Source organism: Thermosynechococcus sp. PKX95 (assembly GCF_031583295.1).
Taxonomy (GTDB): Bacteria; Cyanobacteriota; Cyanobacteriia; order Thermosynechococcales; family Thermosynechococcaceae; genus Thermosynechococcus.
The window spans coordinates 2,468,727-2,491,939 of the sequence record NZ_CP134171.1; the positions used below are offsets into that span (position 1 = coordinate 2,468,727).

A 23,213-nucleotide genomic window follows, 5' to 3' on the forward strand; every position below is an offset into this window, starting at 1 on the left:
ATTTAAGTTATATTGTAAAGCCGATTTTATTGCCTGATCTCTCATCAAATCAAATGAATTTACCAGTGCTCATCTAAACATAATCTCCGGGTCGTCGGAGGGCAATCAGAGGATTAGCATGTTCAATCTGATAGTTAGGGTATCGTGTTCTAGCATCTGCCACAGCTTCTATCCATTCAGGATGCTGATCGTTCCACAAGGGATGGCGGATAATTCGAATCACACTGTTGTTTCTCTGATTTTTCACAAAACCAGTTAGATTAGCAAACTGAGTAGGACTGCCATAACCAAGGTGTTGAAAAGTTGTAGAAATTGCACCAGTGACTAAACTTTGCCAAGGATTAGGGACATTCCCCCAATTAGAGGCTAAGTCTATAGTAACGGATGAGTCTCTGACCAATCGAGCCATATCCAAAGCCAATCGCCAGTCTAGGAGACCATGATAGGCAAGATTTCGATAATCCCGCAAACAGTCATTACAAGAAGTATCACAGTTTCTGCCGTGACCTTGAGAATTCAGCCAACGGTAGGCTATTGACAGAGAATTATTAGGGTCTGATTGAGCCATGACTTTCTCAAATTGATGAGGATTGGCTAAAAAATTGCAGTAGCCTGCACCATTCTCCAAACTGTCACAGAGAAACGCTTGGCCTACAACTTTGCCATCTTGAGCTAATGTACGAAATCCTGCTTGCAATTCCAGCGGATCGACATCTAAATAAGCAGAGGCGGCAATCCTGAGCCAAAAAGCGAAGGAATACCATGCCGCTCTCCCTTCTACCGTCATTGGATCAGCAAATACCCCCTCACTCCACCGGGCAATGCTTACCAAGAGAATATCACTTTTGCGGCGTGCAAGGAGTGCAATTCTATATTTCTGTCCTGAACCAGTAACAGGACTGCTCTCTTCAATGGCATCGGCAACTACATAAGCTCCTGATTTGCGTTCATTGAATACTAAAGCATCTTGAAAATTGAACCCTCCCCTCCCGCCATTATCATTGATTGAAATAATATGATCGCTTACAGAAGAAACATTAGCGTTCAAAACTAAGATTGGATTACCAGCAGGAGAATTGATACTAACAGTGGGACGTGTAGAACGAGGTTGCCACTCAAACTGCCCATCATAATTCTCTGGTTTCAAATTCGTAAAAAAACCTTTTGGTTCTCTAGCATCCAAAGATCGTAAACTTTGTTGATGGCACACAGGGCATTCAAAAAGTTGATCTATTTTACTGCCAGTAATAGATTGATCAGGTTGATAGGGATAAACTACGGCTTGACAATTACTGCATAACCCCAGTGCTTGGTTAGGCTCAGGTAAAGGGGGCGAAAAACCAGGCTTAACATCAACGTAGTTACCATTGTTTTGAGGTACTAATTCCACAACTCCACAGGCGGTATGCACTGCTCTATCTCTTACAGTCTGAGAACCAGGCGCAAACTGACCAATCGCTATATCCAAATCACGATCGATGGTTTCTCTATTTGACCATTTGGTGTAAAGCAACCTTACCCTAGTTGGAAACCCAAACATGGGCAAGTATCCTGCATTTGCCAATCGCTCGCTCAAATTATTTTGAGTGTAGGTAGCATCTGCTACAATACGATCAATTTCAGGAATAAGATCATTACGAAGATAAGTCAGAAATTGAGAGTCTTCTGTGCTTAAATCAACTTGGATTTTTAATGCCTTTAAAATAGATAGAATTTTTGACTCATTAGAATTATCCTGCAACCAAGCAATAATTTGAGGTTTGTATTTATGCCAATCGTCAACTTTGCCAAACTCACCATGCACGCTATCAGTTAGCTCCAAAGAGCTACTAGTCCCTTTTTCTTTAAATGACTGTCGTAAAACTTCCTTGATCAACACTCGCTTAAAAATCTCCTCACTACGCATATCCACATAGGGTGGGGGAGGGGAATCACCCGTGATGCTTTCTGGGCGCTGAAAATAAAAATCGTCATGACTTCTACCCCTACAGAAAGTAACCGCTAGAGAAACTCCTGCACTACGCCGTCCCGCCCGTCCTACCCGTTGCTGATAGTTGAATCTGCGGGGGGGCATATTAGACATCATCACCGCCAATAACGCTCCAATATCTACACCAGCCTCCATTGTGGTAGTTACGCTTAAAAGGTCAATGCCTTGAACTCTGGGAATTTCCTGACTGATGAATACATCTTGAAACCAGCGCTGGCGCTTTAGTCGCTCATCCTTATCCGTTTGTCCTGTGAGTTCTGCCGCATTCATCCGAAAAGGATTCCCCGACTGCTCCGAAAGATAAGTGTAGTAATCAAAATCCGATCTGCTTTGGCTAGGTTCAAGCCTTACTATTGGCGCATTTTTATTTTTGGAAGTATTGCATTCAGGACAAATTTCACCCGCAGGATGAAGATAAAAAGCATTGCATTGGGGACAGCGATAACCGGGGCGAGTGCCATCACTATTCAATTGTGTAGGAGGAGGTACAAGATAAAGTCTGTCTGGATTGAGAGCAAGACAATTACCACTGGCTATACCTGCCTTAGAGTCAGCAAGCTGTCGTAGAACATCAGCGGAAGAAACATTAGCGATACGGTTACAATATCTTTCAGAATAGCCGGGCAATTTTTGATTAGTCCCTTCATGGAAATAACTGGAGTACCTATGAAGTCGGCGGGTGCCTAATTGGCGAACGACAGCATCCACGACTTGAACCAAAACATCAGAGGCATTCCCGACAGGTGAATAGCTAACCCACCCTTGTCCAATATTCTCAAGTACCCTAGCTGAATGAATGAATATAGCGTACATCATCTCATCAGCTAATTTTGCTTCTAGGCGATCACAATGATTAGTCTGTTCAGGAGTAATAGGATATACTTGAACCACTGGTTTGCCCCAGTCATCTGGCCAGTCATAGCACTCAAACCAAGGATGCCATTCTTTTCCAGCGCCCTGACCTACTGAGTAGTTTAGAGCACTGAGATCAGTCCCCCCTGGACAAATTCCATACTGCAATAAAGCGTCTCTTAATTTGCGCCTTAAATCCAAGAGGGGCACACGATTTGGATAGTCTCGGAGCATTCTTAGCCATTCAGTTCTAGCACTTTCATTTTGCGCACGTTGATTTCTCATCCATCGTTCAGCTTCTCTTGCGATTTCTAAATATCTATTGCTAAACTCATCTGCTTTATGGGTATCAAATGTCTCTGGAGCAGTGATAATTTTCTCATACAAAGCTGGATTGGCATTTTGGATTAAACTAGAATTAAGGGAAGGGTTTTCTGCGTAGAAATTTTTTAGATATTCTACGAAGTCTGTCCAATAATCTTTGAAAGATTGAATTAGTAGTAATCGCACCATATCTCGATAGTGATCTCGCTCCATCCCCGCCGCCAGTTTTGCCGCATCTTGACGACTATCAGAAAAAATCACCAATTTACGGGAAGACCGAATACTTTGAGGGGAAGGAGCAGGCATTTCTCTCAACAAGCCGCTTGCAATCACCTGACAAGCCTTCTGAAAACCTGTGCGATGGGTACGCAGTGGAGTTGGAAATATTTTTCCTTTGCCGTAGTCTGCATCACAACGAGGACATTTACTAGGAAAAGCGGAAGCTTCATCTGAGCGACTACCCATCACTTGATAAAGCCAACCTGGTACCTGATTTTTCCTTGGCGGTGTATTCGACTGATCAAGCATTCCAGTTACATGATCTAGTTTTGCTTTAGTCCATTTACAATTAATTCCATTGTGAGTCCATTGCTCATCTTGAGGTTGAGTTTCCCAAGGATTGCGATCATTAGGTAGGGGCCAAAAAATGCGATAGTTGCCATACTTTTGACTTAATATAACTGCATCTGGAATTCCTTCCAAGTCAGGTTGATCAGGAGTGAGAATTTCCACAGTAGTATTTCCTACCTTTCTTGTAGCTTTGTATCCGCCCACTAGGACTTCGCCACAGACTTCACAAACAATTAAATCTAAGACACGAGAACCGCAGGAGCAAGATAAACTATGGTTGGCATGAATTGCTCCTATAGTTGGTCTACTTGGTTTTGGCTGACTATTTCGTAACTCTCGATCAACGGCTGGATCAGTACAATTGGGATTAGTACAAGCCCAAAGATTTTGCAAATTACGGAAAAATAAATGACCTCTCACTGGTTGGGGCGATCGACCGTTAGCTAAGGTACTCATTCCCAATGCCATTAAAAATCCTCGCATAGCATCAGAAGTAAGCTGTCCTGGTTCTCTAGCATTCGGAAAAAGCTGATCATCTAAATCTCTTACATCAGTAGCACGAACACTACCATTGACGGCTCTACAAGCATCTCTGATAGCATCTGCCGCTTCTATTTTTTCTAGAGCTTCACCCAGTTGTCTGCGTGGGTCAGAGTCACCATTGGAAGTTCCTAAATTTTCTGCCAAAGTGGTTATGTATGGCAGTGATGATTCAAGATCAGGTGGCTGCATGGGACGAAACGGATCGGGCTGAACTGAGCGAGCAAACTGAGCAAAAACATCGCTATATTGATTGATATTTAACCGTGCTCCTTCTCTAGGCGGAGTTTGCTCCCCAGTAATAAACCTAAAGTCCCCCCGACCAAAAAACTGCCGCAGAAAGTCATTTCCCTCTTGTCCTGCTTCTAAACTAGCTGTGGTCGTTAAGATTCTCAGTTGAGGTGAATCAGCAGTTAAACCGAGGCGATGGTATAACAGGCGAAGGATGTAGGCAACTTCTGTACCCGGTGTACCCCGATAGGCATGCAGCTCATCAATAATTAAGTAGAATTTATTTTCTGAATTGCTTTCTAACCATCTCTTTGTAGCATCAAATATATTGTTTTCGATACTTCGCATCATCATGATATTCAGCATTGAATAGTTGGTGATCAAAATATCAGGGGGATGGTCTTGCATATCCCAGCGCGATCGCATTTCACCACCATCTAATCTTGGAAAGTAGAAGCGTAAATCTGGCATGTCATTAAGCACTGATGGATCACTTTCAATACCACTTTGAAGATTTTTATATTCTTCTTCCATGCGTTGCATGATCGTTCTCAATTCCCCGAGCTTTTCCGAATTTTGTACTCGCCCATGACTATGATTTAGCCTAGTTTTTGTTCCAGGTACAGGGGTAAGCCCTGTGTAGCGTCCAAAGGTAATGCGGTTTCCTGCTCTAGTACGATCGAGCCATTCATGCACAGTAGGACTATCTAAAACTTTGCGTAATCGGCGTAATTGGTCTTCTACCAAAGCATTCAAGGGATAGAGAATCAAGGCGCGTACAGCCGCAGGACGAGTTTCATGGCTCCTTTGAGCAACCCAATCACCACGAGGATTATCAGTTTCATCCCACCAGCGTTGATTTGCAGGTTTAGCATTAGGTGCTGTCCAGCTTTGAGATTCTTTGGCTAACTCAGCTAAAAGTGGCAAGAGAAAGCACTCTGTTTTACCCGATCCTGTTCCCGTTGTAACCACAATATCTCTTTGATAAACGATCACCTCTTGTAAACTTTGCCATTGATGCTGATAAAGCTGAATTCCATCATCAAAGAGAGTTTGTCCAAGTTGGTCTAAGTCTTGATACTCTCTTGGTAAATTTCTTGCAGCCTCAGACAAGCTCATGCCTGATGGGGGATAAATTGGTAATGGCTCAACTAGGGGTGGAATACTCAGGACAGGATTATGGGGATCACGAAGAAATTGCAAGCGGCGATCGCGTTCTTTGGCTAGGGCAGGATACCGCAAGGGAAATGCACTCTTGATGTAAAGTTGATAAATGCGATCAAGTCTTTGGTATGTGCCAAGTAAGTCATGCATAACTACTGCTCAGTCAGTGTAATCTTGAGAGCTTCTGAAATTTCTCTAGCCAGCCGTGAACTAATTCTAGTGTAAATCAAGAAGCCATCTCGGTAGGTAGGTAACATGCCAGATGCCATAACTAAATGAGATTCATAAATCTCTGGCAACCTTTGAGCCCTAGGAATTGCCAAAGTTTTTTCTTGACGATTGTAGTAAAACTCAACATTCTGCCCAAGCGATAGAATTGCCAAAAATCTTAATCCATACCAATCACCCTGTAACCATGATTGTGTATTTTGATTGTAGAAAAAATTATATCTAAGCCGTCTAGAGTCTTTTGTCCAAAACTGATAAAATCCCGTTTCATTTTGGAAAATACAATCAATAAAGTTTGCTCCATCAAATCTCTTCAGATCAAAATTAAAAGGGAGAACACCATCAATTCTATTCAAACTATTCTGCCAATCATTAAGACTGAGAATACTTGAGGATTCAGCTAAATTAATAGAATATCCAATCTTTTGAGCTAGAATTTCAATCGTAATTTGACTGGGCAATATTAGCTTAATTCTGGGAGGTGCTTCCCCTCTTGGCTGATGTCTTTCCTTTAGTGATCCAAATTCTCTAAGCCTCTGTAAAAAGCAATGGCTACGCTGACCATGAAGTAAAAAAGTCTGATCGCTAGGTTCAGAATCAGTACCCACATGTACTAAAGAGGGCGGATTAACTTGCCATTTAGAGCCATTATCAGAGGTAGTTAAATGATTCAGTAGTTTTAGCCGCCTTAAAATGCGCTTTGGCTCATGGAGATCAAGAATTTCACAGGTTTTCTTAAAGGATTCCCATGTGCCGCTTCCTGAAGCAGATAGCCAATAAAGCAGATGTTCATGCTTAGTTGAGAATTGCCTAATTTGCTCATCACTGAGATTTTGAGTTTTAGTACTATCAACTAAGGCGAAAGGACTCTCACGAATAATTTTTTGGGATCGGTATGGAATAGGATTTGTGTAATCTTGGACATCATGTGCTGCCCCAACCATTGGTTTAATATCGTCAATAGTAAATTGGTTGCGTTCCTTGCCAACAGGAAAATTAAAACATTGTTCCTTTAAGCCTTTAATAAAACTATCTACTTCAGGTGGGATATCCCCCATTTCTATGCTCTCAATCGCGATAAAAAAGTAATATTCCCCTTTTGGTTCTTTTTCGATTCTTAATAATGGTATGTACGGTACAAGATTTCTAGACTGAACTGACCTAGATATAACTTCGATTAGCCGTTTAGGTTTTAATTTCTTTGTACTTTGCTTAAATCCCATATACCATCTCACTGATCTTTGTCTACTTGTTCTCTCTTGTCTGGATTGGGTCATGATTAACTCCCTGCTGATTAAGCACTAAAACTTGTAAAATCAATTTCATCCCATGTTACAACTTTTATTAGTCCCTGAGCAGATTGCCCTGAACAGGTGGCACTAACTATAAAACTACCTTGAGTCAAATTGGGAATTGAATGCCGTTGATTAGTTGAAAAAGACTGATCAGAGTAAACCGTTTCGTTGGTAGTAATGTTAGTAATCTCTACCGCAACGGTTGGATGAAATGCAAATACTGTTACCTGTGGGAGATGATCACTGATCCATGTATTATTCTTCTTGGGTACTCTTAACCCTCCTGAAAAACTAATAGATAGCGATGTTTTCGGTTGTAGTTCATTTTTCAATTCTGCTGATTGAATAAATACTGCATCCCATGCTTTAGAAAGGACTTGACACTGATAAACTTCATACCAATCTGAGTTATCACCAAAAACTAGATATTTTGTATCACGATCGCCTTCCCATTGAATTAGGTTTTCATCTCTCAATCTTTGTAAATCTGTAAATAGTGATTCCCTGAAAAGGATAATAAACTGCTCTCCCAATTTTGGACTACTCCAGCTAGCATATACCCCTGATTCAGGGTTATCTGGATCGGGCACTAAAATCCAAAAGTCTCGCTTGGGTAAAATTAACTTCTCAGCTTGGGTATTGGGATTTATCTGATATGTTCCGCCGTTAGATATTTCTTGTCTCGACAAAGGTTGTCCGATCGGTAAATACCAGCCCGCTCTGTCTTCTCGTAAATCCCATCGTTCTCCATTGGCTTCTACTGTTAATGAACCAAGCGATCGCCCTTTTTGTTGCTTTGGATACAGGTAGTACTCAATATTTCCCAAAAAATCCTCAGTGCGATATATCCCTGCGTACAACTGGCGACTCCACTCTCTACGCTTTGTTCTACCGGTTAAGGTGTTTGGTGATCCTTCCGCCAGCCAGTCTTCGTAGGTTTCATGAATTACCTGAGCTACTGATTCATAGCGACTACGATCATCTATTAACTTTTTGAGATGCTGGGTAAATGTTGAGTATTCATTAGCCACTTTCGTAAATAATGTTTGCTCATCCCATCTTGTTTGCCATTGTTTTTCATGAAAGAGTCTTCTCAATCGATCCTTATCTGCATTACGAAGCAATGACTGGGATATTGGATAGTTAATGTATTTTCTTTGTTTACTAGAACCCTCTTCAGCTGTTGGGATAAAGCCTTTTTGAAACAACCAGCTATTCCATTCTTTCCACAAATATATTTCAGGAGCATCTTCATTAGGCCTTATTTGTAGCCCCTTTGGTCTAGATTGTCTATCCTCAGGAAGGCACAGGATTTTGCGAAACCTAGAAAAATAATTTTTCTCATCTAACTTATTATCTTCATCATCCGCCATTTCATTGGCTGCTAAAACCATAATCCCTAAAAATGCAACTCCAAGAGGGTAACCCGATTTGTCCGAATAAGACACAGTGCTTAGGTCTATTTTTTCACCTTTGACTACTCGACTTCTTACAACATTGCAGAAGCTTACAGCCCAAGATTCATGTTCACACTTTTGGGAAAAAGAACTGCCAATTTTTTCTAAGCTATCACTATCTAGGCTCAGGTAAATTTTTGTGCCGTAAGGTACATTTTGGGTAAAGTAGTTGATGAGAGCAGTATTCCAGTCAGAGTAGGTAACCATGAGACCAATATTTCTTTCATTCCTATTGGTATATTTTTCTTGCTTTACTCTTTACTTAAGAAATGTAGGCATTGATGATGAGCAACCTTAGAAGATGGATTTGAATAATCCCTAAACGGCTGACCTGATCGACTACCTTTTGGTAAATCTTGACCAGAATAAATTAAGCTGTAACCACGGATTGATTTAGGTCGAGAAACCCCTACAACATTTGTTCAACACGTTCAACATTATAGTCTACCTCTGCATAGCCCCAAAAGTTGACCAGTATAGAGCTTGGTGTTGCTGAGTCATACAGTCTTAACGCTTGAAAAAGATGTTCTAGAAAAATTCTATGGTCAAACGATCTGATTTGAGGCAGAAATATTGAATCTTGCAATAAAAATTAACATATCAAGTGACAATCAGACCTGCTTGTCAATCAAAGTGCCAATGTTATTGTTGTATTATCGAATACCAGTTAGTACCCTAAGTAGCTGTAGCTGCTAGTTAAAGCCACTTTGCGTCAAAAATTGTGACAGTTTAATTTAAAAGAATAACTCTGACCGTTGTACGGCAAGTCACATCTTCATTGACTAGCTAAACAATTGTGCTATTCGAGGTCTAGCAACCCTATAGCTACTTCAGTCATGATATTTAGATACGTTTGGGAATAGCCCATGTCCGATTGTAGTTGCCACATCGAAGCAAGAAATGCGGCGGAGCGCAAAACCCTGCGAATTGTGCTGCTGATCAACGTGCTCATGTTTTTTGTGGAGGTGATTACTGGCGTCCTTGCCCAGTCCACTGCCTTGATTGCTGATTCTCTTGATATGCTGGCCGATGCTCTCGTCTATGGCCTCTCCCTCTATGCCGTGGGGCGATCGCTCAAGCAGAAAACCCGTGCAGCAAGTCTAAGTGGCCTGTTTCAAATAACCCTAGCCGCCCTAATTTTGCTGGATGTGATCCGTCGCTTTGTCAGCGGTAGTGCCCCAGAGGCAGATTGGATGATGGCGATCGCCCTCCTTGGGCTAGTAGCCAATACTTGCTGTCTGTATCTAATTGCCCAACATCGGCGGGGGGAGGTGCATATGCGGGCGAGCTGGATTTTTACCCAAAACGATGTCATTGCCAATGTCAGCGTGATTGGAGCAGGGGCGCTAGTGGCCGTTTTTCAGTCTCCTTATCCTGATTTGATTGTGGGGTTTGGCATCGCCAGCCTTGTGCTTTGGGGCGGGATTCGCATTATTCGGGATGCAAGGCAAGCAGGGATGAGTACCCCTGTAGAATAGGTAGGGTTACCCTTTGGGAGAGGCTTTCTGTGAGCACACCCGCGATCGCCATCATTGACTACGATATGGGCAACCTGCATTCCGTGAGTAAAGCCCTTGATGTAGTGGGGGCAACACCCTTAGTGAGCGATCGCGCCAGTGACATTTGTGCTGCGGATGCTGTGGTTCTCCCCGGTGTCGGTGCCTTTGACCCCGCCATGACCCATCTCCACGAGCGGGAACTGGTGCCTGTCATTCAGCGGGTGATTCAGCAGGGGATGCCCTTTTTGGGGATTTGTCTGGGTCTGCAAGTTTTGTTTGAGTGTAGCGAAGAAGGCAGGGAACCCGGCCTTGGTATTTTTGCGGGGAAAGTCAAACGCTTTCAATCTGAACCCGGTCTCCCAATCCCCCACATGGGCTGGAACCAACTGACCTTGACGCAACCCGCCTGTCCCCTCTGGCAGAATTTACCGCCAACCCCTTGGGTGTATTTTGTTCACTCCTACTTTGTCGCCCCTGAGGATCCAGAGTTAGTGGCCGCCACCGTCCGTCATGGTCAGCAAACTGTCACAGCCGCGATCGCCCGCACCAATGTCTTTGCTTGTCAATTTCACCCCGAAAAGTCGGGCAAGATCGGCCTGCAACTACTGCGCAACTTTGTCACTCTCGTCAAACACCAGTATGGCCATTTTAATCAAGAATGAGATATTATCCAGTCCAATAATTGCGAATCACCTCATCACACCGTTCTTGCTAGCGCATCTGTTTTTTTCGGGTGATGCCCATCTGATTGAGGGTGTAACCAACGGTGGAAACTTGTACCCCAAATCGCTGGACACGATCGATTAAACGGTCATCGGGATGCTTTGAGTCGCTTCACTGATTTTGCCGCCTTGCTTGATATTAGGAGACAACCCGCTCTCGTAAGTCCGAGCTATAGCTCATAAGGGAGTCAGGGGGCATGGGCTAAGCATAGAAATCAAGCCAATCAGACACTTCCCCAAGGTCAGTCCTGATAAAACCGCGTCCACTTCAGCTCTTCAGTCGTAAACCCCAGCATCCGCAGCACCTCCTCGCGACTTAGTGTGGTGAACTTGTACAGGACAGTTGTTATGATTAACTCTATTATGGCTTGCTGCTTCAGGTCTGTTTCTGTCTGACTCCGCTGCGCAAGTAATCGATTGGGATAAATGACCACGGCTTGCCCATCAGAGAAGGTCTGGCGATACAGACGCAAATAGAGAAAGATTTCAGCAAAGAAGCGTTCGTAGAAGGTATTATCTCTTTGAAACTGGACTTCACAAAAATAGACCACTCCTGAGGGATCAGGGGGGACAAAGACACCGTCAATGCGGAAGGCGGTTTGCTTGAGTTCAACGGAGTCAAAGCGGTAGCCCCTAGGATAGTCAATTCCAAGCAGCTCAAAGAGCGTCTGAGGCAGTTGAGCAAAAGTTGGTAAAAGAGGGAGTCGCGGCGCATGGGCTAGGGAATATATCACGGGAGCATGGATTAAAGCAGGCCGCGATAGCGAATAAATGTCAGCACTGCCGCCCACGACCCCAAAGCCACTTTCAGGGCAATGAGGATATTCAGCCAAGGAATCCAGCCACCACTGAGGAGCGTGCCAAACTGACCCGCCGGCAAGGCCACCCCCATCAACAGGCTGGCACCGCAGAGAATGAAAACAATCACGGAGATTTTTTCCCATGTGGCGGCATGGAAGCGACGATAGATGCTCTCTAGCCATTCTGGAGCTGAGGTAATGGCCACAAGCCCGATCGCCGTCCCGCCAGCAACGCCAGCCGCAAATCCACCCCCCGGACTCAGGTGCCCCCGCAAGGCCAACTCAATACACACAAGGGAGCAAATGGTGGCGCCAAATCTTGCCAAAACAATCGAGGGCTGATCATTAAAGCGGCTAACGTGGCCAAGGGGTTTTTCATTGCTGAGTAGATACTGTGCCCCCATGATGGCAAGAGTGAATACCACCACTTCAAAAATGGTGTCGTACAGGCGATTGCGCAAAATCACAGCCGTAACGGCATTGGGAATGCCACTCTGGTTAACAAGGGTTTCGACAATGGGAAGCGTTGGTACCGCAGGTAGGGTGGGGATCATCAGCATTTTCACCAGCAGCAGCACTGCCGCAATGCCATAGAGCCAAATCATGTCGCTGACTCCTCTTCACTGGGCAAGGGGTAATACACGAGTTCTGTGAGATTGGTGAGCTGGGGCTTGAGGATGGTGTAAAGGCGTGCTACACGGGTCATCGTTAATAATTGAGTGGTTTCTTCAGCACATAGGGCATGAATCTCGCGATCGCGGAGCGCTATTTTAAGTTGCTCAAAGGTGGGATAAATGATTAATTCAACACGCAAATGATAGGGAGCAACGGCTTCACGAATGGCTGCCAGTAAGTGATCCAAGCTATCGCTGGAGAGTGCCGAAGCTAAGATGCCCAATCGCAGCACCAAGGAAGAGCGTACTGCAACGGCGTAGAGCATAATTGAGAGCATTGTTCCCACAAGGGCTTCGGTCAGCGCCACATCGGCAGCGCCGAGAATGGCATAGAGCAGGGCCGCCACCGCACCAATAATGCCACGAATGACAAGGGCGTGGTAGGGATTCTCCTGAAACACCAGCATCAGAGCTGTTAGAGGCAAGAGTGCAGTGACAGCAATGAGCCAGCTATCCATCAGTGTCCTCCCCTTGGGAGCAGTAGGCCAAAACGTAGCCCAGAATGGTGTTCCAGAGGGCGAGGGAGATCAACGCCAAGACCAGAAGCGGCCATTCGCGGGGAATGCGCAGTAACACCCCGATCATGATCGCCATCGAACCTAAGGTATCGGAGACTGACAAAAAATGCAGTTTATAGAGGGGCGATCGCCGACCCACCAGCGGCCATGTTCCCCACAGCCAAAGAAAGAGACCAAAACTAATACAGGCATAACTGATCCACTGTAAAATCACTGACCCCCTCCCTAAAGATTGGCGACATCCCGTAGTCGCCGCAGAATCTGCGCCAAGAGCATCAGGGCACCATTGCCCACACTAAGGATGATCACCCCCACAATGCCAATCATCCAATCATCCCGCTGCACCGACACCAGCAAGATCATAATGGCTGCCTTTGTGGCAATACTGGCAAAGGCCAACATCTTCGACCAGATGTGCTCCCCCTTCCAAGCAGCATAGAGGGGAATGCCCAGAATCAACAGCATGATGACTAAAAAGGCGGTCATTTTTCGGGTCTGTGCTCCACTAGTTGATGCACTTCAAACCAGCCCTCCTCGTCGTAGTGCAGCACGATCGTCTTGGGGGTGAAGGTAATCGTAAAAATATCCAGAAAAATCAGACCGGGGGCACGGGTAGGATCAACGGGTTCACGGACGATCGCTTCATGACGATGGGGACGCACCATCATTTCAATTGTCTCAAAGTAGGCACGGGGAACAGCCATCGCCACTTTTCCTAGGGTACTCAGCCACTGCCGCAGTGTTGCCACACCCCCTCGCCCTTGGGGCAGCAGGAGCGAAACCAAAATCCCAATCGCCAGATTGACCAAGCCAAAGTCCGCCGTCAGCAGTAGCCAAATCGTCAGGCGCAGGGCAAAGTTCAAATAATTCATAGCGCTAACCCCACCAAGCCAAGTAAGAGTAACAGCATCACCCCTAGAAGATGCTCTAGGCGCTCCCAAGCCCCTCGCCAAGCGGATTCCCAGCGGGAGACCCCCAAGGCCACTAGGCCACACCCCACCAAGGGCGGCAAAAAGGCGCGTAACAAACTCATGCCACTACTGTAGGCTTCCATGTAGCCGGCATTGGCCAGAAATAGCCCACCCAAGAGCACCATTGTGGCGGCACTATAGCCCATAGGGGTCTTGCTGGGATAGCGGGGCAAAAAGAGGAATTTGCTGTAAATTGTGGCGGTCAAAAAGCCAGCACCATAGAGCAGTCCCTGCTGCCACGGGTCAAGGTAACTCAGGGTCAAGGCCTTAGCGGGGAATCCAGCAAGGAAGGGCACACCGATAATGCCATAACCGGCAATAATCAGGGCGATCGCCACTGGGCGCGGCAGACCCTCTTGGCGCAATTCACTAAGACGATAGTGGCACAGTTCCCCCACACTCAAAAAAAGACTTGCCTTGGCTAAGCCGTGCATCAGAGCATACAAACCCGCTGCCGGTGGGGCAATGATCACCCATCCTAGGTGGCCAAGGGTACTAAAGCTGAGCATCCGTCGTACATCATCGGCCACCAAGGCAAATATTGAGCCAAAAAAGATCGAGGCGAGGGCAAACAGCTGCACAATATCGGCAATGTTGCTATGGAGCAGACTGACGCGAGCAAGGCTAAACACCCCAGCATTTTCGACAATGCCGGCCAGGAGAGCAGCAACAATGGGAGCAGCAACGACGTTAGTTTGGGGCAACCAAAGCCCACTAATGAAAATGGCGCCCTTGGCCAACAATGCCATCAAAATCAGCGCCACAGCCTCTGGCGGTGCCTGCATCAGGGCACTAAAGGCAAAGGTATGGTTTGTCTGATAGACGAGCGCCACCCCCATTAGATAAAAGAGCATGGCCACGTTGCTCACCATCAGGTAGCGTAGGCCAATCCAGAGGGGGCGATCGCTACGGGGATAGGCAATCAACAAAAAGACAACAATCCCCAGCACCTCAATATTGACGTAGAGACTGAGGAAATCCGCTGAAATAAAGACGGTGTTGGCACAGCCGTGGAGCAGACACAGCAGCACATAGAAGAACGCTTTATAACCCTCCTGCCACGTATGTAACAGTGCTGCCAAAATGACGAGGGCATTGGTGACAATAAAGTAGCCACTGAGGGGGTCAATGCTCAGGGAAATGCCAAAGCTATCGAGTAGGACAAACGCAGTGTTGACTTGGTTAATGGTGATGCCTAAGCCGACACAGAGGGAAACAAGGGCGATCGCCAGCGGCAGACCCTGCGCTAAGGAGGGCAATAAGTAAAGCGTTAAACCCGCCACAAAGGGCAACAAAATCCAAGCGATCGCCAGCGCCGTCATTGCCGCTCCCTACAGGTACTTTTGATCAATTTCTGGGGTTTCCAACGTCGGGTTATCCCGCGCTAGCTTCATTGCTGCCACCAGCATCAGCGTTTGAATCGAAAGGCCAATCACGATCGCGGTTAAAATCACGGCTTGGGGTACGGGGTCGGCATAGGCAGCATCAAAGGCTCCGCCACGGGCAATGGGCGTGACCAGACCACTGTGGGTGGCAATGACCACAAACAAAGCCACTACGCCGGTGCTCATGACATCCATCGTCACAATCTTCATTAGCAGGTTTTTCTTGACGATCGTTGCTAGAAACCCGACGAGGATAGTGACAAAAACACTGGCTTCCAAGAAAATCATGAGACCCCACCCCCAGACACTCTGGTATTTAGAACAAACTGTAACATTCTGCTTTGCCGTTACACCTTGCCTGTTGCTATAAAACTGCACTGCCGCAACCAACGGTGAGGAACCTTAAGCCCGTCAACCCCCATCTTAACTTTATTCAGATCAATATTAATTCTTTATAGAATAGATTTTTGTCAATAGAAGTGCCACAAACTTTATAATTTAGAAAAATGCTTAACAATTTGCAACATTTGGCAAATAGGTATATATTCTTATTCAGATGCGTGAACAGAGTACTGGACTCGTCCCTTGGGGGGTTGTCTGATGAATGTCCAATTTCCTTGGCTGACTGTACTGACACTGCTGCCTTTAGTGGCAGCCTTTTTCATTCCCGTATTGCCCGACCGTGAGGGGAAGACAGTCCGCTGGTATGCCCTAGCGATCGCCCTCCTCGAATTTGGCCTCTCGGCAATGGTTTTCTGGCAGCACTACGATGCCCAATCTGCCCAGATCCAAATGGTGGAAACCGTGCCTTGGCTGCCGCAAATCGGCCTGAACTGGTCCCTAGCGGTTGATGGCCTTGCCGTCCCCCTGATGTTGCTGACGGGTCTGGTCAACACAGTGGCAATCTTTGCGGCTTGGCAAGTAAAGCAGAAGCCGCGTTTATTTTATTTCCTGATGCTGGCGCTCTACAGTGCCCAAATTGGCGTCTTTGCCGCCCAAGACCTCATCCTCTTCTTCCTGATTTGGGAATTGGAACTGGTGCCCGTCTATCTACTCATTTCCATCTGGGGGGGAGCCAAACGCCAATACGCCGCTACAAAATTCATCCTCTACACTGCCGTTGGTTCCCTCTTTATCCTCATTGCTGGCCTCGGGATGGCCTTCTATGGGGGGGACTTTACGCTCAGCATGGCGGCCTTGGGTCTCAAGGACTATCCCTTGGCGCTGGAACTGCTGGCCTATGGTGGTTTCCTGATTGCCTTTGGTGTCAAGCTGCCGATTTTTCCGCTACACACTTGGTTACCCGATGCCCATGGTGAAGCCTCGGCGCCCGTGTCAATGGTGCTGGCAGGCGTGCTCTTGAAAATGGGGGGCTATGGCCTGATTCGCTTCAACCTGCAAATGTTGCCGGATGCCCACATCTACTTTGCCCCTGTTCTGATTGCCCTTGGGGTCGTGAATATTGTCTATGGTGCCCTGACTGCTTTTGGCCAAGAAAACCTGAAGCGGCGGCTGGCCTACTCCTCGATTTCCCACATGGGCTTTGTGCTGCTGGGCATTGGTGCCCTCAATGGCATTGGTCTCAATGGGGCGATGCTGCAAATGCTTTCCCACGGTTTGATTGCGGCTGTTCTCTTCTTCTTGGCCGGGGTGACCTACGATCGCACCCACACATTGGCCATGGCAAAAATGAGCGGGATTGCCCAATCCATGCCGAAAACCTTTGCCCTCTTTACTGCTGGCTCTATGGCCTCGCTGGCACTGCCCGGTATGAGTGGTTTTGTCAGTGAACTGACGGTCTTTTTGGGCTTGACCAACAGTGATGCCTACTCCACGACCTTCAAAGTGGGGGTGATTTTCCTTGCCGCTGTTGGGGTGATTATTACGCCCGTCTATCTGCTCTCGATGGTGCGCCGTGTCTTTACGGGCAAACAAGCGGGCGATATGTTTGACAAACTGCTGTTGGACATCAATCCCCGTGAAACCTTCATTGCCCTGTCCCTGTTGGTGCCGATTATTGCCGTGGGGATGTATCCCAAGCTAGCCACCCAAACCTACGATGTGACCACGACAGCGATCGCTAGCCATGTCCATGCGGCTCTGCCGGCGGTAGCGCAGCACCATCTGCCCCTCTATGCCCAACTGACCCAATCCGCCCCCAGCCTAGTTAGTGAAGCAACCGTTGCCGACAGTACCCTCTAGGGGTGAGGGGTGGGGATGCACCGTCTCCAACTGGCAGTTCAGGGCATTCATTGCTAGAGTGGAGTAACGGCATTCCTGCCCTTGGGCAGATTGCATAAACTGAATACGGTGATTCAATAAAGGCTCTATGAGTAATCTCGAGAAACAAATTGAACAAGCCCGCGAGGAAGCCCACAAAATCTGTGATACCGAAGGGGCAACCTCTGGACAGTGTGCCGCCGCTTGGGATGCCCTTGAGGAACTGCAAGCGGAAGCTGCCCACCAACGCGCTGAGCAGCAAGATCACAAAACCTCCTTCCAGCAGTACTGTGATGACAACCCTGATGCTGCTGAGTGCCGCATTTACGACGACTAAGGGTTGAGGGTGTGGGTCGCTGGCAACAGTTGTGGGATCAATTTGCCGCAGCGACGGGTCAGCGGCTCCATGGGGGTAAAGCCCTTGCGGTAGGGGGCGGCAGTATCAACACCACCTATGTGTGGCAACATCCTGAGCAAACCCTCTTTGTTAAATTCAATCGCCCTGAACGGCAGGCCATGTTTGCTGCCGAAGCCAATGCCCTGCGGGCGATCGCCAAGGTTCAAGCGATTCGCGTTCCCCTTCCCCTGCTATGGGGAGTGGTTGAGGACGCGAGTTTTTTAGTGTTGGAATACTTGCCCCTCACCAGTGCCGGAGATTGGTGGCAAATGGGGGTAGAGCTGGCACAGTTGCACCTCAAGGGCACTGGCGATCGCTATGGCTGGTCGGAGAATAACACCATTGGTGCCACTCCTCAAATCAACCCTTGGTCAGACAACTGGGGGGAGTTTTTCCGCGATGCTCGCCTGCGTTATCAGTTTGATCTGGCTCGCCGTCGGGGTGGACACTTTCCCAAGGCGGAGCAGCTCCTAGCAGCCATTCCAGAACTCCTGAACCATGAGCCAACCCCTACCCTAGTGCACGGCGATCTCTGGTCGGGAAATGCTGCCTTTTGTCGTACGGGGGAACCCGTCATTTTCGACCCCGCCAGTTACTATGGCGATCGCGAGGTGGACTTGGCCATGAGTGAACTCTTTGGTGGCTTTCCTGCGGCCTTTTATGAGGGCTACAACGCCACCTATCCCTTAGCGGCTGGCTATAGGCAACGGAAAACCATCTACAACCTGTACCACATCCTCAATCACTTCAATCTCTTTGGCGGCAGTTATGGGACTCAAGCCCAGTACATGATTGAGCAGATCCTTTAACTACAAGCTGCCCTGTGGAACAGAACATTTGCCAAAGCACTCTAAAATCAAACAGTGCTCCCTCGCCTCACATCCCTGTAGTATCGTGGAGTGCATGGCTTCAATTTTTGAGTGTTTGCGAGATTCCTTCCTATGTCCGATGGCAAACTGCCACCCACAAATGCTTCTACCCCTGAATCAGTGACAGCCAAGGCCGAAAAGACGACAGAACCTTGGTGGCTGGAGATGGCCAAAACCTTGGGGCTGGCTGCTCTCTTGGCTTTTGGTATTCGTACCTTTGTAGCAGAAGCGCGCTATATCCCCACCGGCTCGATGGAAGAAACCCTGCTGATTAACGATCGCCTGATTATTGAAAAGATCAGCTACTATTTCCATGCCCCCCATCGCGGCGACATTATTGTTTTCAATCCAACTCCGGCCTTGCAACAGGCAGGCTTTCGTGATGCCTTTATCAAGCGGGTGGTGGGCTTGCCTGGGGATCGCGTGGAACTCCGCCAAGGGCGCGTCTATATCAACAATCAACCCCTACCCGAACCCTATCTAGCTCCCTCGACATTGACCTCCGTCGATACCTGTGCCGGTATTCAGCCCTATCTGGCTCAACCGCAGGTGATTCCTGCCAACAGCTACTTGGTCTTGGGGGATAACCGCAATAACAGCTTTGATGGCCGCTGCTGGGGCGTGGTACCGCGCAATTACATTATTGGTCGTGCGGCGATTCGCTTTTGGCCCCCCGATCGTTGGGGGTTGATTACCGATCCCAAGGAACCGCAACAGTGAGGCAAACCCTGCGCACCGAGGTACTCGTTGTGGGTGGTGGCACAGGGGGGGTAGCTGCTGCTTTAACGGCGGCTCGTATGGGAGCGCAAACGGTGCTGGTCAGTGAAACGCCGTGGCTAGGGGGCATGCTCACCAGTGCTGGGGTGGCGGCGCCCGATGGCAATGAACTCATGGCGTGGCAAACCGGGCTGTGGGGTGAGTTTCTGCGGGCGATCGCCCAACGCCAAGTGGGGGGGCTAGATCATGCTTGGGTGAGTTTTTTTACCTTTGAGCCAAAGGTCGCCGCTGATCTTTTTGCCGAGTGGGTCAAGGCAACCCCCAACCTGACGTGGCTTGTCGGTGAACTTCCCCAAGCGGTTTTGCGCCAAGGCGATCGCGTCCTCGGGGTGGAATTGACCACCCTCACCCTCCATGCCCAAATCACGATTGACGCCACAGAACTCGGGGATCTCCTTGCCTTGGGGGAAATTCCCCATCGCTGGGGGTGGGAGTGGCAGGCAGACACCCAAGAACCCTCAGCCCCCCCAGCACCCACAGCCTTGACTCAAACCTATCCCGTTCAAGCCCCCACATGGATTGTCGTTTTACAGGACTACGGTGAGGGTGCCACTGCCCCAGAGATTCCCCCTTCTCCCCTTTGGGATGAGCACAAGTTTAACGGTGCTTGGGCAGGCTATGACCCGCTGCACTTTCTCAACTATGGCCGCCTGCCGGGAAACCGCTTTATGCTCAACTGGCCGCAGCAGGGGAATGACTATGGGGTGGGTCTGGAACGGCTGATTGGCTCTGCCCAAGAGCGACAGGCCTTTTGTCAAGAGGCACGCTGGCACGCCCAGGATTTTGCCCGTTATGTGCAGCAACAGTTGGGTCGCCGCTATGGTTTAGCGGAGGATACCTTTCCCCAATTCCCCAGACAGCTAGGGGGGGGAGCCTATGCCCTCCATCCCTATTACCGCGAAAGTCGGCGCCTGATGGGTGTCACCACAATTCACGAGCAGGATATTCTCCCCACTGCGCCACCGCCCGTTGATGCCCAAGGTCACTACACGGGCATTGCCATCGGCAACTATCCGAACGATCACCACTATCCGGGGATGGAACTCCCCCTTGTCCCTAAGTCCATTCGTTGGGGCGGTCGTTGGACGGGGACGCCCTTCGTGATTCCCTATACGTCGTTGATTCCCCAGACGGTAGAGGGCTTTCTAGTGGCAGAGAAAAATATCTCGGTAACCCATATTGCCAATGGTGCCACTCGCTTGCAACCGCTGGTAATGGGCATTGGACAGGGGGCAGGGTGGCTAGCCGCCACAGCCATTCGCCAAGGGAAATCGCTGCACCAACTGGTGGGCACCCTTGATCTGAAGCCCCTGATTCAGGAGTGCCGACAGGCAATCTTTCCCTTCTTTAACCTGCCGCCGCAACATCCCGAATGGGAAGCTTGGCAACTCCAGACACTCAATACATTTGATCCCACAGTTCCCCTACCGCCGACGGTGGCGATCGCCCAACCGACACCCATGATCGTGAGCGCCGGCATGCAAACGGTTAGCGGCGAATTTGTGAAACTAGGGGAACAGGCGTATCAACTCCGCACGGATCAGTGGTCTTGGCCTTTGGTAACACTCCACCCCACCGTCAACGAGCAACTGCAAACCTATCAAAGTGGGCAGCGAATCACAGTAACGGGGTTTATGAACCCCTACGCCCCTTGGATTCGGGTGGCGTGCGTGGCCTAAGTTTCGCAGCTTAGCTCCCCAAGGCGTTGATTAAAACGCAGATTCTCACTGTAGTCCACGGGGACATCAATAATGCTGGGCACAGACTGCGCAAGGGCAGTTTTCAACGTTGGGATAAAATCAGCGGTGGCTTCAATGCGATACCCCTTGAGTCCCATGCTCTCGGCCAACTTGACAAAGTCCGGGTTACCAAAGTGGACATAGGCAGATTCACCAAAGTAGCGCTGCTGCTTCCACTCGATGAGGCCATAGCCGCCGTCATTAAAGACGATGGTTGTAAAGTTGGTTCCTATGCGCAGCGCGGTTTCCAGTTCTTGGCAATTCATCATGAAGCCGCCATCGCCGGTGACTGCCACCACATGCCGCTGCGGATAGACTAATTTCGCCGCTATTGCCCCTGGTACGGCAATCCCCATTGCGGCAAAGCCATTGGAAATCAGGCAGGTATTGGGGCGATCGCAATGGTAGTGACGGGCAATCCACATCTTGTGGGCACCCACATCAGAAATGACGATATCCTCTGGCCCCATGACTTGACGCAGGTCGTAGATGAGCTTTTGCGGCTTGACGGGAAAACTCTCATCTTGGGCATATTGGCAGTAGTCAGCCACAATGTCTTGGCGCAGTTGCACGGCATAGGGGGTGGGCTTATCTTGGCGATCGGCCCGCTTGAGAATTTCATAGAGGGAATCAGAAATATCTCCCACCACCTCAATCACAGGAATATAGCTGCTGTCAATTTCGGCATGGGTGGCCGCAATATGGATAATGGGCAAGCGGCCATCGGGGTTCCAGCTTTTCGGGGAATACTCAATCAAGTCATAGCCAACGGCAATCACTAAGTCAGCATGATCAAAGCCGCAGCTAATGTAATCCCGCTGCTGGAGTCCCACCGTCCACAGGGCAAGGGAGTGCTGATAGGGAATGACCCCTTTACCCATGAAGGTATTGGCCACGGGGATATTCAGCTTTTCGGCAAAATGGGTGAGGGCAGCGGCAGCGTGGGCACGAATAGCGCCATTCCCCACTAAGATCAGGGGGTTCTCAGCAGCATTGATCAGTTCAGCGGCCTTGAGAATGCTCTGGAACGAGGCATAGGTTTTTTCGGGCGGGCTAGGCTTGAGGGGATAGCCCTCAGCTTCCATGGCGGCAATGTTTTCGGGCACATCAATGTGAACCGCCCCTGGCTTTTCATTCTGGGCAATCTTAAAGGCCTTGCGGACAATTTCTGGCGTAATGCTGGGGCGGACAATCTGGGCATTCCATTTGGTTACCGGGCTAAACATGGCCACCAAGTCTAGATATTGGTGGGACTCGATGTGCATGCGATCGGTGCCTACCTGCCCTGTAATGGCCACAAGAGGAGCACCATCGAGGTTAGCATCGGCAACACCGGTCATTAAATTCGTAGCACCGGGACCGAGAGTAGAAAGACACACCCCCGCTTTGCCGGTGAGACGACCATAGACATCGGCCATAAAGGCCGCCCCTTGTTCATGGCGGGTGGTGATAAATTGAATGGGGGAGCGACGCAGCGCTTGCAGAACATCAAGATTTTCTTCCCCCGGCAGACCAAAAATGTATTCTACGCCTTCATTTTCAAGGCATTTCACGAGTAATTCGGCGGTATTCATAAGGATGGGCGATCGCGGGCACTACTCCCTATCGTAGTTCTGTCTTTTTCGCCCAATCCTTAAATATTGGCAAATGCTGACGAAAGTTATGCCGCGGCCAGATCGGAGATCACCTTGGCCAGATCAATGTCCTTTTGGGTAATGCCGCCGGCATCATGCGTCGTAAGGCAGACCGTCACCCGATTCCAAGAAATGGATAAATCAGGGTGATGTCCAGCTTGCTCAGCGGGATCCACCAGACGATTGACAAAGGCAATGGAGCCAAGAAAATCCTTGAAAACAAATGTTTGCTCAAGGCGATCGCCCGCCAATTTCCAGCCCGCTAGGTTTGCTAGTTGTGCCTCAATATCGGCTGGAGAGAGTCGCTCTGCCATGGTTGTGCCTCAACCCTATTAGCTCTAGGGTAGCAGAGGCAAT

20 protein-coding genes and 1 pseudogene are annotated in these 23,213 nt (G+C 48.5%); 7 read left to right on the top strand and 14 right to left on the bottom strand.

The features are described from left to right. Nucleotides 1-73 precede the first annotated feature (73 nt). The 3 genes from RHH81_RS12105 to RHH81_RS12115 are packed head-to-tail and all read right to left on the bottom strand — an operon-like array spanning nt 74 to nt 8,858. Nucleotides 74-5,821 carry a DEAD/DEAH box helicase gene (locus RHH81_RS12105; protein WP_310743112.1) on the bottom strand — a complete coding sequence of 1,916 codons (5,748 nt, stop codon included), beginning with the start codon at nt 5,819-5,821 and terminating at the stop codon, nt 74-76. 2 nt (nt 5,822-5,823) lie between these two features. Further along, nucleotides 5,824-7,176 carry a hypothetical protein gene (locus RHH81_RS12110; protein WP_310743113.1) on the bottom strand — a complete coding sequence of 451 codons (1,353 nt, stop codon included), beginning with the start codon at nt 7,174-7,176 and terminating at the stop codon, nt 5,824-5,826. A 17-nt stretch (nt 7,177-7,193) separates the two neighbouring features. Beyond that, a complete protein-coding gene (locus tag RHH81_RS12115) occupies nt 7,194-8,858 on the bottom strand; it encodes a hypothetical protein (protein ID WP_206200387.1) in 1,665 nt (554 codons plus the stop codon). A gap of 659 nt (nt 8,859-9,517) precedes the next feature. Here RHH81_RS12115 and RHH81_RS12120 point away from each other — a divergent pair. Together RHH81_RS12120 and hisH are read left to right on the top strand one after the other, a co-directional pair. Next, complete coding sequence (locus RHH81_RS12120) at nt 9,518-10,129, top strand: cation diffusion facilitator family transporter (RefSeq protein ID WP_206200388.1); 612 nt, start codon at nt 9,518-9,520, stop codon at nt 10,127-10,129. A 65-nt stretch (nt 10,130-10,194) separates the two neighbouring features. Then, nucleotides 10,195-10,812 carry an imidazole glycerol phosphate synthase subunit HisH gene (hisH, locus tag RHH81_RS12125; RefSeq protein WP_399375694.1) on the top strand — a complete coding sequence of 206 codons (618 nt, stop codon included), beginning with the start codon at nt 10,195-10,197 and terminating at the stop codon, nt 10,810-10,812. 49 nt (nt 10,813-10,861) lie between these two features. On the opposite strand, the gene RHH81_RS13100 is transcribed toward hisH, so the two are convergent. The 9 genes and pseudogenes from RHH81_RS13100 to RHH81_RS12165 form a co-directional block, all read right to left on the bottom strand. After that, on the bottom strand, nt 10,862-10,954 hold the full coding sequence (locus tag RHH81_RS13100) for an IS630 transposase-related protein (RefSeq protein WP_399379005.1): 93 nt from the start codon (nt 10,952-10,954) through the stop codon (nt 10,862-10,864). 163 nt (nt 10,955-11,117) lie between these two features. Next, nucleotides 11,118-11,587, bottom strand: a pseudogene (locus RHH81_RS12130) (DUF2887 domain-containing protein); the annotation flags it as partial. A gap of 30 nt (nt 11,588-11,617) precedes the next feature. Then, nucleotides 11,618-12,277, bottom strand: a complete 660-nt coding sequence (locus tag RHH81_RS12135) for a Na(+)/H(+) antiporter subunit B (RefSeq protein ID WP_149819856.1) — start codon at nt 12,275-12,277, stop codon at nt 11,618-11,620. After that, nucleotides 12,274-12,804 carry a DUF4040 domain-containing protein gene (locus RHH81_RS12140; protein ID WP_302678426.1) on the bottom strand — a complete coding sequence of 177 codons (531 nt, stop codon included), beginning with the start codon at nt 12,802-12,804 and terminating at the stop codon, nt 12,274-12,276. Before RHH81_RS12140 ends, RHH81_RS12135 begins: the two co-directional genes overlap by 4 nt. After that, nucleotides 12,797-13,075, bottom strand: coding sequence for a monovalent cation/H(+) antiporter subunit G (locus RHH81_RS12145; protein ID WP_181496944.1), 279 nt, complete (start codon nt 13,073-13,075; stop codon nt 12,797-12,799). The genes RHH81_RS12140 and RHH81_RS12145 overlap by 8 nt, the downstream gene beginning before the upstream one ends. A gap of 14 nt (nt 13,076-13,089) precedes the next feature. Beyond that, on the bottom strand, nt 13,090-13,350 hold the full coding sequence (locus RHH81_RS12150; RefSeq protein WP_181495024.1) for a hypothetical protein: 261 nt from the start codon (nt 13,348-13,350) through the stop codon (nt 13,090-13,092). Further along, the gene (locus RHH81_RS12155) at nt 13,347-13,736 is read right to left on the bottom strand and encodes a Na+/H+ antiporter subunit E (RefSeq protein WP_206200391.1); all 390 of its coding nucleotides are present in this window, start codon (nt 13,734-13,736) and stop codon (nt 13,347-13,349) included. The genes RHH81_RS12150 and RHH81_RS12155 overlap by 4 nt, the downstream gene beginning before the upstream one ends. Then, nucleotides 13,733-15,157 (bottom strand): cation:proton antiporter, encoded by a 1,425-nt coding sequence (locus tag RHH81_RS12160; protein WP_310743115.1) that lies wholly within the window; start codon nt 15,155-15,157, stop codon nt 13,733-13,735. The genes RHH81_RS12155 and RHH81_RS12160 overlap by 4 nt, the downstream gene beginning before the upstream one ends. A gap of 9 nt (nt 15,158-15,166) precedes the next feature. Beyond that, nucleotides 15,167-15,508: a cation:proton antiporter subunit C gene (locus RHH81_RS12165; RefSeq protein ID WP_149819866.1), complete on the bottom strand. Its 342-nt coding sequence runs from the start codon at nt 15,506-15,508 to the stop codon at nt 15,167-15,169. Nucleotides 15,509-15,820: 312 nt separating this feature from the next. Here RHH81_RS12165 and RHH81_RS12170 point away from each other — a divergent pair, with 312 nt between their 5' ends. From RHH81_RS12170 to RHH81_RS12190, 5 genes are all read left to right on the top strand, one after another. Further along, nucleotides 15,821-17,422 (top strand): NAD(P)H-quinone oxidoreductase subunit 4, encoded by a 1,602-nt coding sequence (locus RHH81_RS12170; RefSeq protein WP_310438608.1) that lies wholly within the window; start codon nt 15,821-15,823, stop codon nt 17,420-17,422. A 127-nt stretch (nt 17,423-17,549) separates the two neighbouring features. Next, complete coding sequence (locus tag RHH81_RS12175) at nt 17,550-17,777, top strand: Calvin cycle protein CP12 (protein WP_011057657.1); 228 nt, start codon at nt 17,550-17,552, stop codon at nt 17,775-17,777. 11 nt (nt 17,778-17,788) lie between these two features. Continuing rightward, complete coding sequence (locus tag RHH81_RS12180; RefSeq protein WP_310743116.1) at nt 17,789-18,646, top strand: fructosamine kinase family protein; 858 nt, start codon at nt 17,789-17,791, stop codon at nt 18,644-18,646. Nucleotides 18,647-18,778: 132 nt separating this feature from the next. Next, nucleotides 18,779-19,426 carry a signal peptidase I gene (gene lepB, locus RHH81_RS12185; RefSeq protein ID WP_225901585.1) on the top strand — a complete coding sequence of 216 codons (648 nt, stop codon included), beginning with the start codon at nt 18,779-18,781 and terminating at the stop codon, nt 19,424-19,426. Continuing rightward, nucleotides 19,423-21,162, top strand: a complete 1,740-nt coding sequence (locus tag RHH81_RS12190) for an FAD-dependent oxidoreductase (RefSeq protein WP_310743117.1) — start codon at nt 19,423-19,425, stop codon at nt 21,160-21,162. The genes lepB and RHH81_RS12190 overlap by 4 nt, the downstream gene beginning before the upstream one ends. Here the strand turns inward: RHH81_RS12190 and RHH81_RS12195 are convergent. Together RHH81_RS12195 and RHH81_RS12200 are read right to left on the bottom strand one after the other, a co-directional pair. Next, nucleotides 21,159-22,796 (bottom strand): acetolactate synthase large subunit, encoded by a 1,638-nt coding sequence (locus RHH81_RS12195; RefSeq protein ID WP_206200397.1) that lies wholly within the window; start codon nt 22,794-22,796, stop codon nt 21,159-21,161. The two genes, RHH81_RS12190 and RHH81_RS12195, sit on opposite strands and share 4 nt — an antisense overlap. Nucleotides 22,797-22,882: 86 nt before the next feature. Then, on the bottom strand, nt 22,883-23,170 hold the full coding sequence (locus RHH81_RS12200) for a 4a-hydroxytetrahydrobiopterin dehydratase (RefSeq protein ID WP_206200398.1): 288 nt from the start codon (nt 23,168-23,170) through the stop codon (nt 22,883-22,885). Nucleotides 23,171-23,213 lie beyond the last annotated feature (43 nt).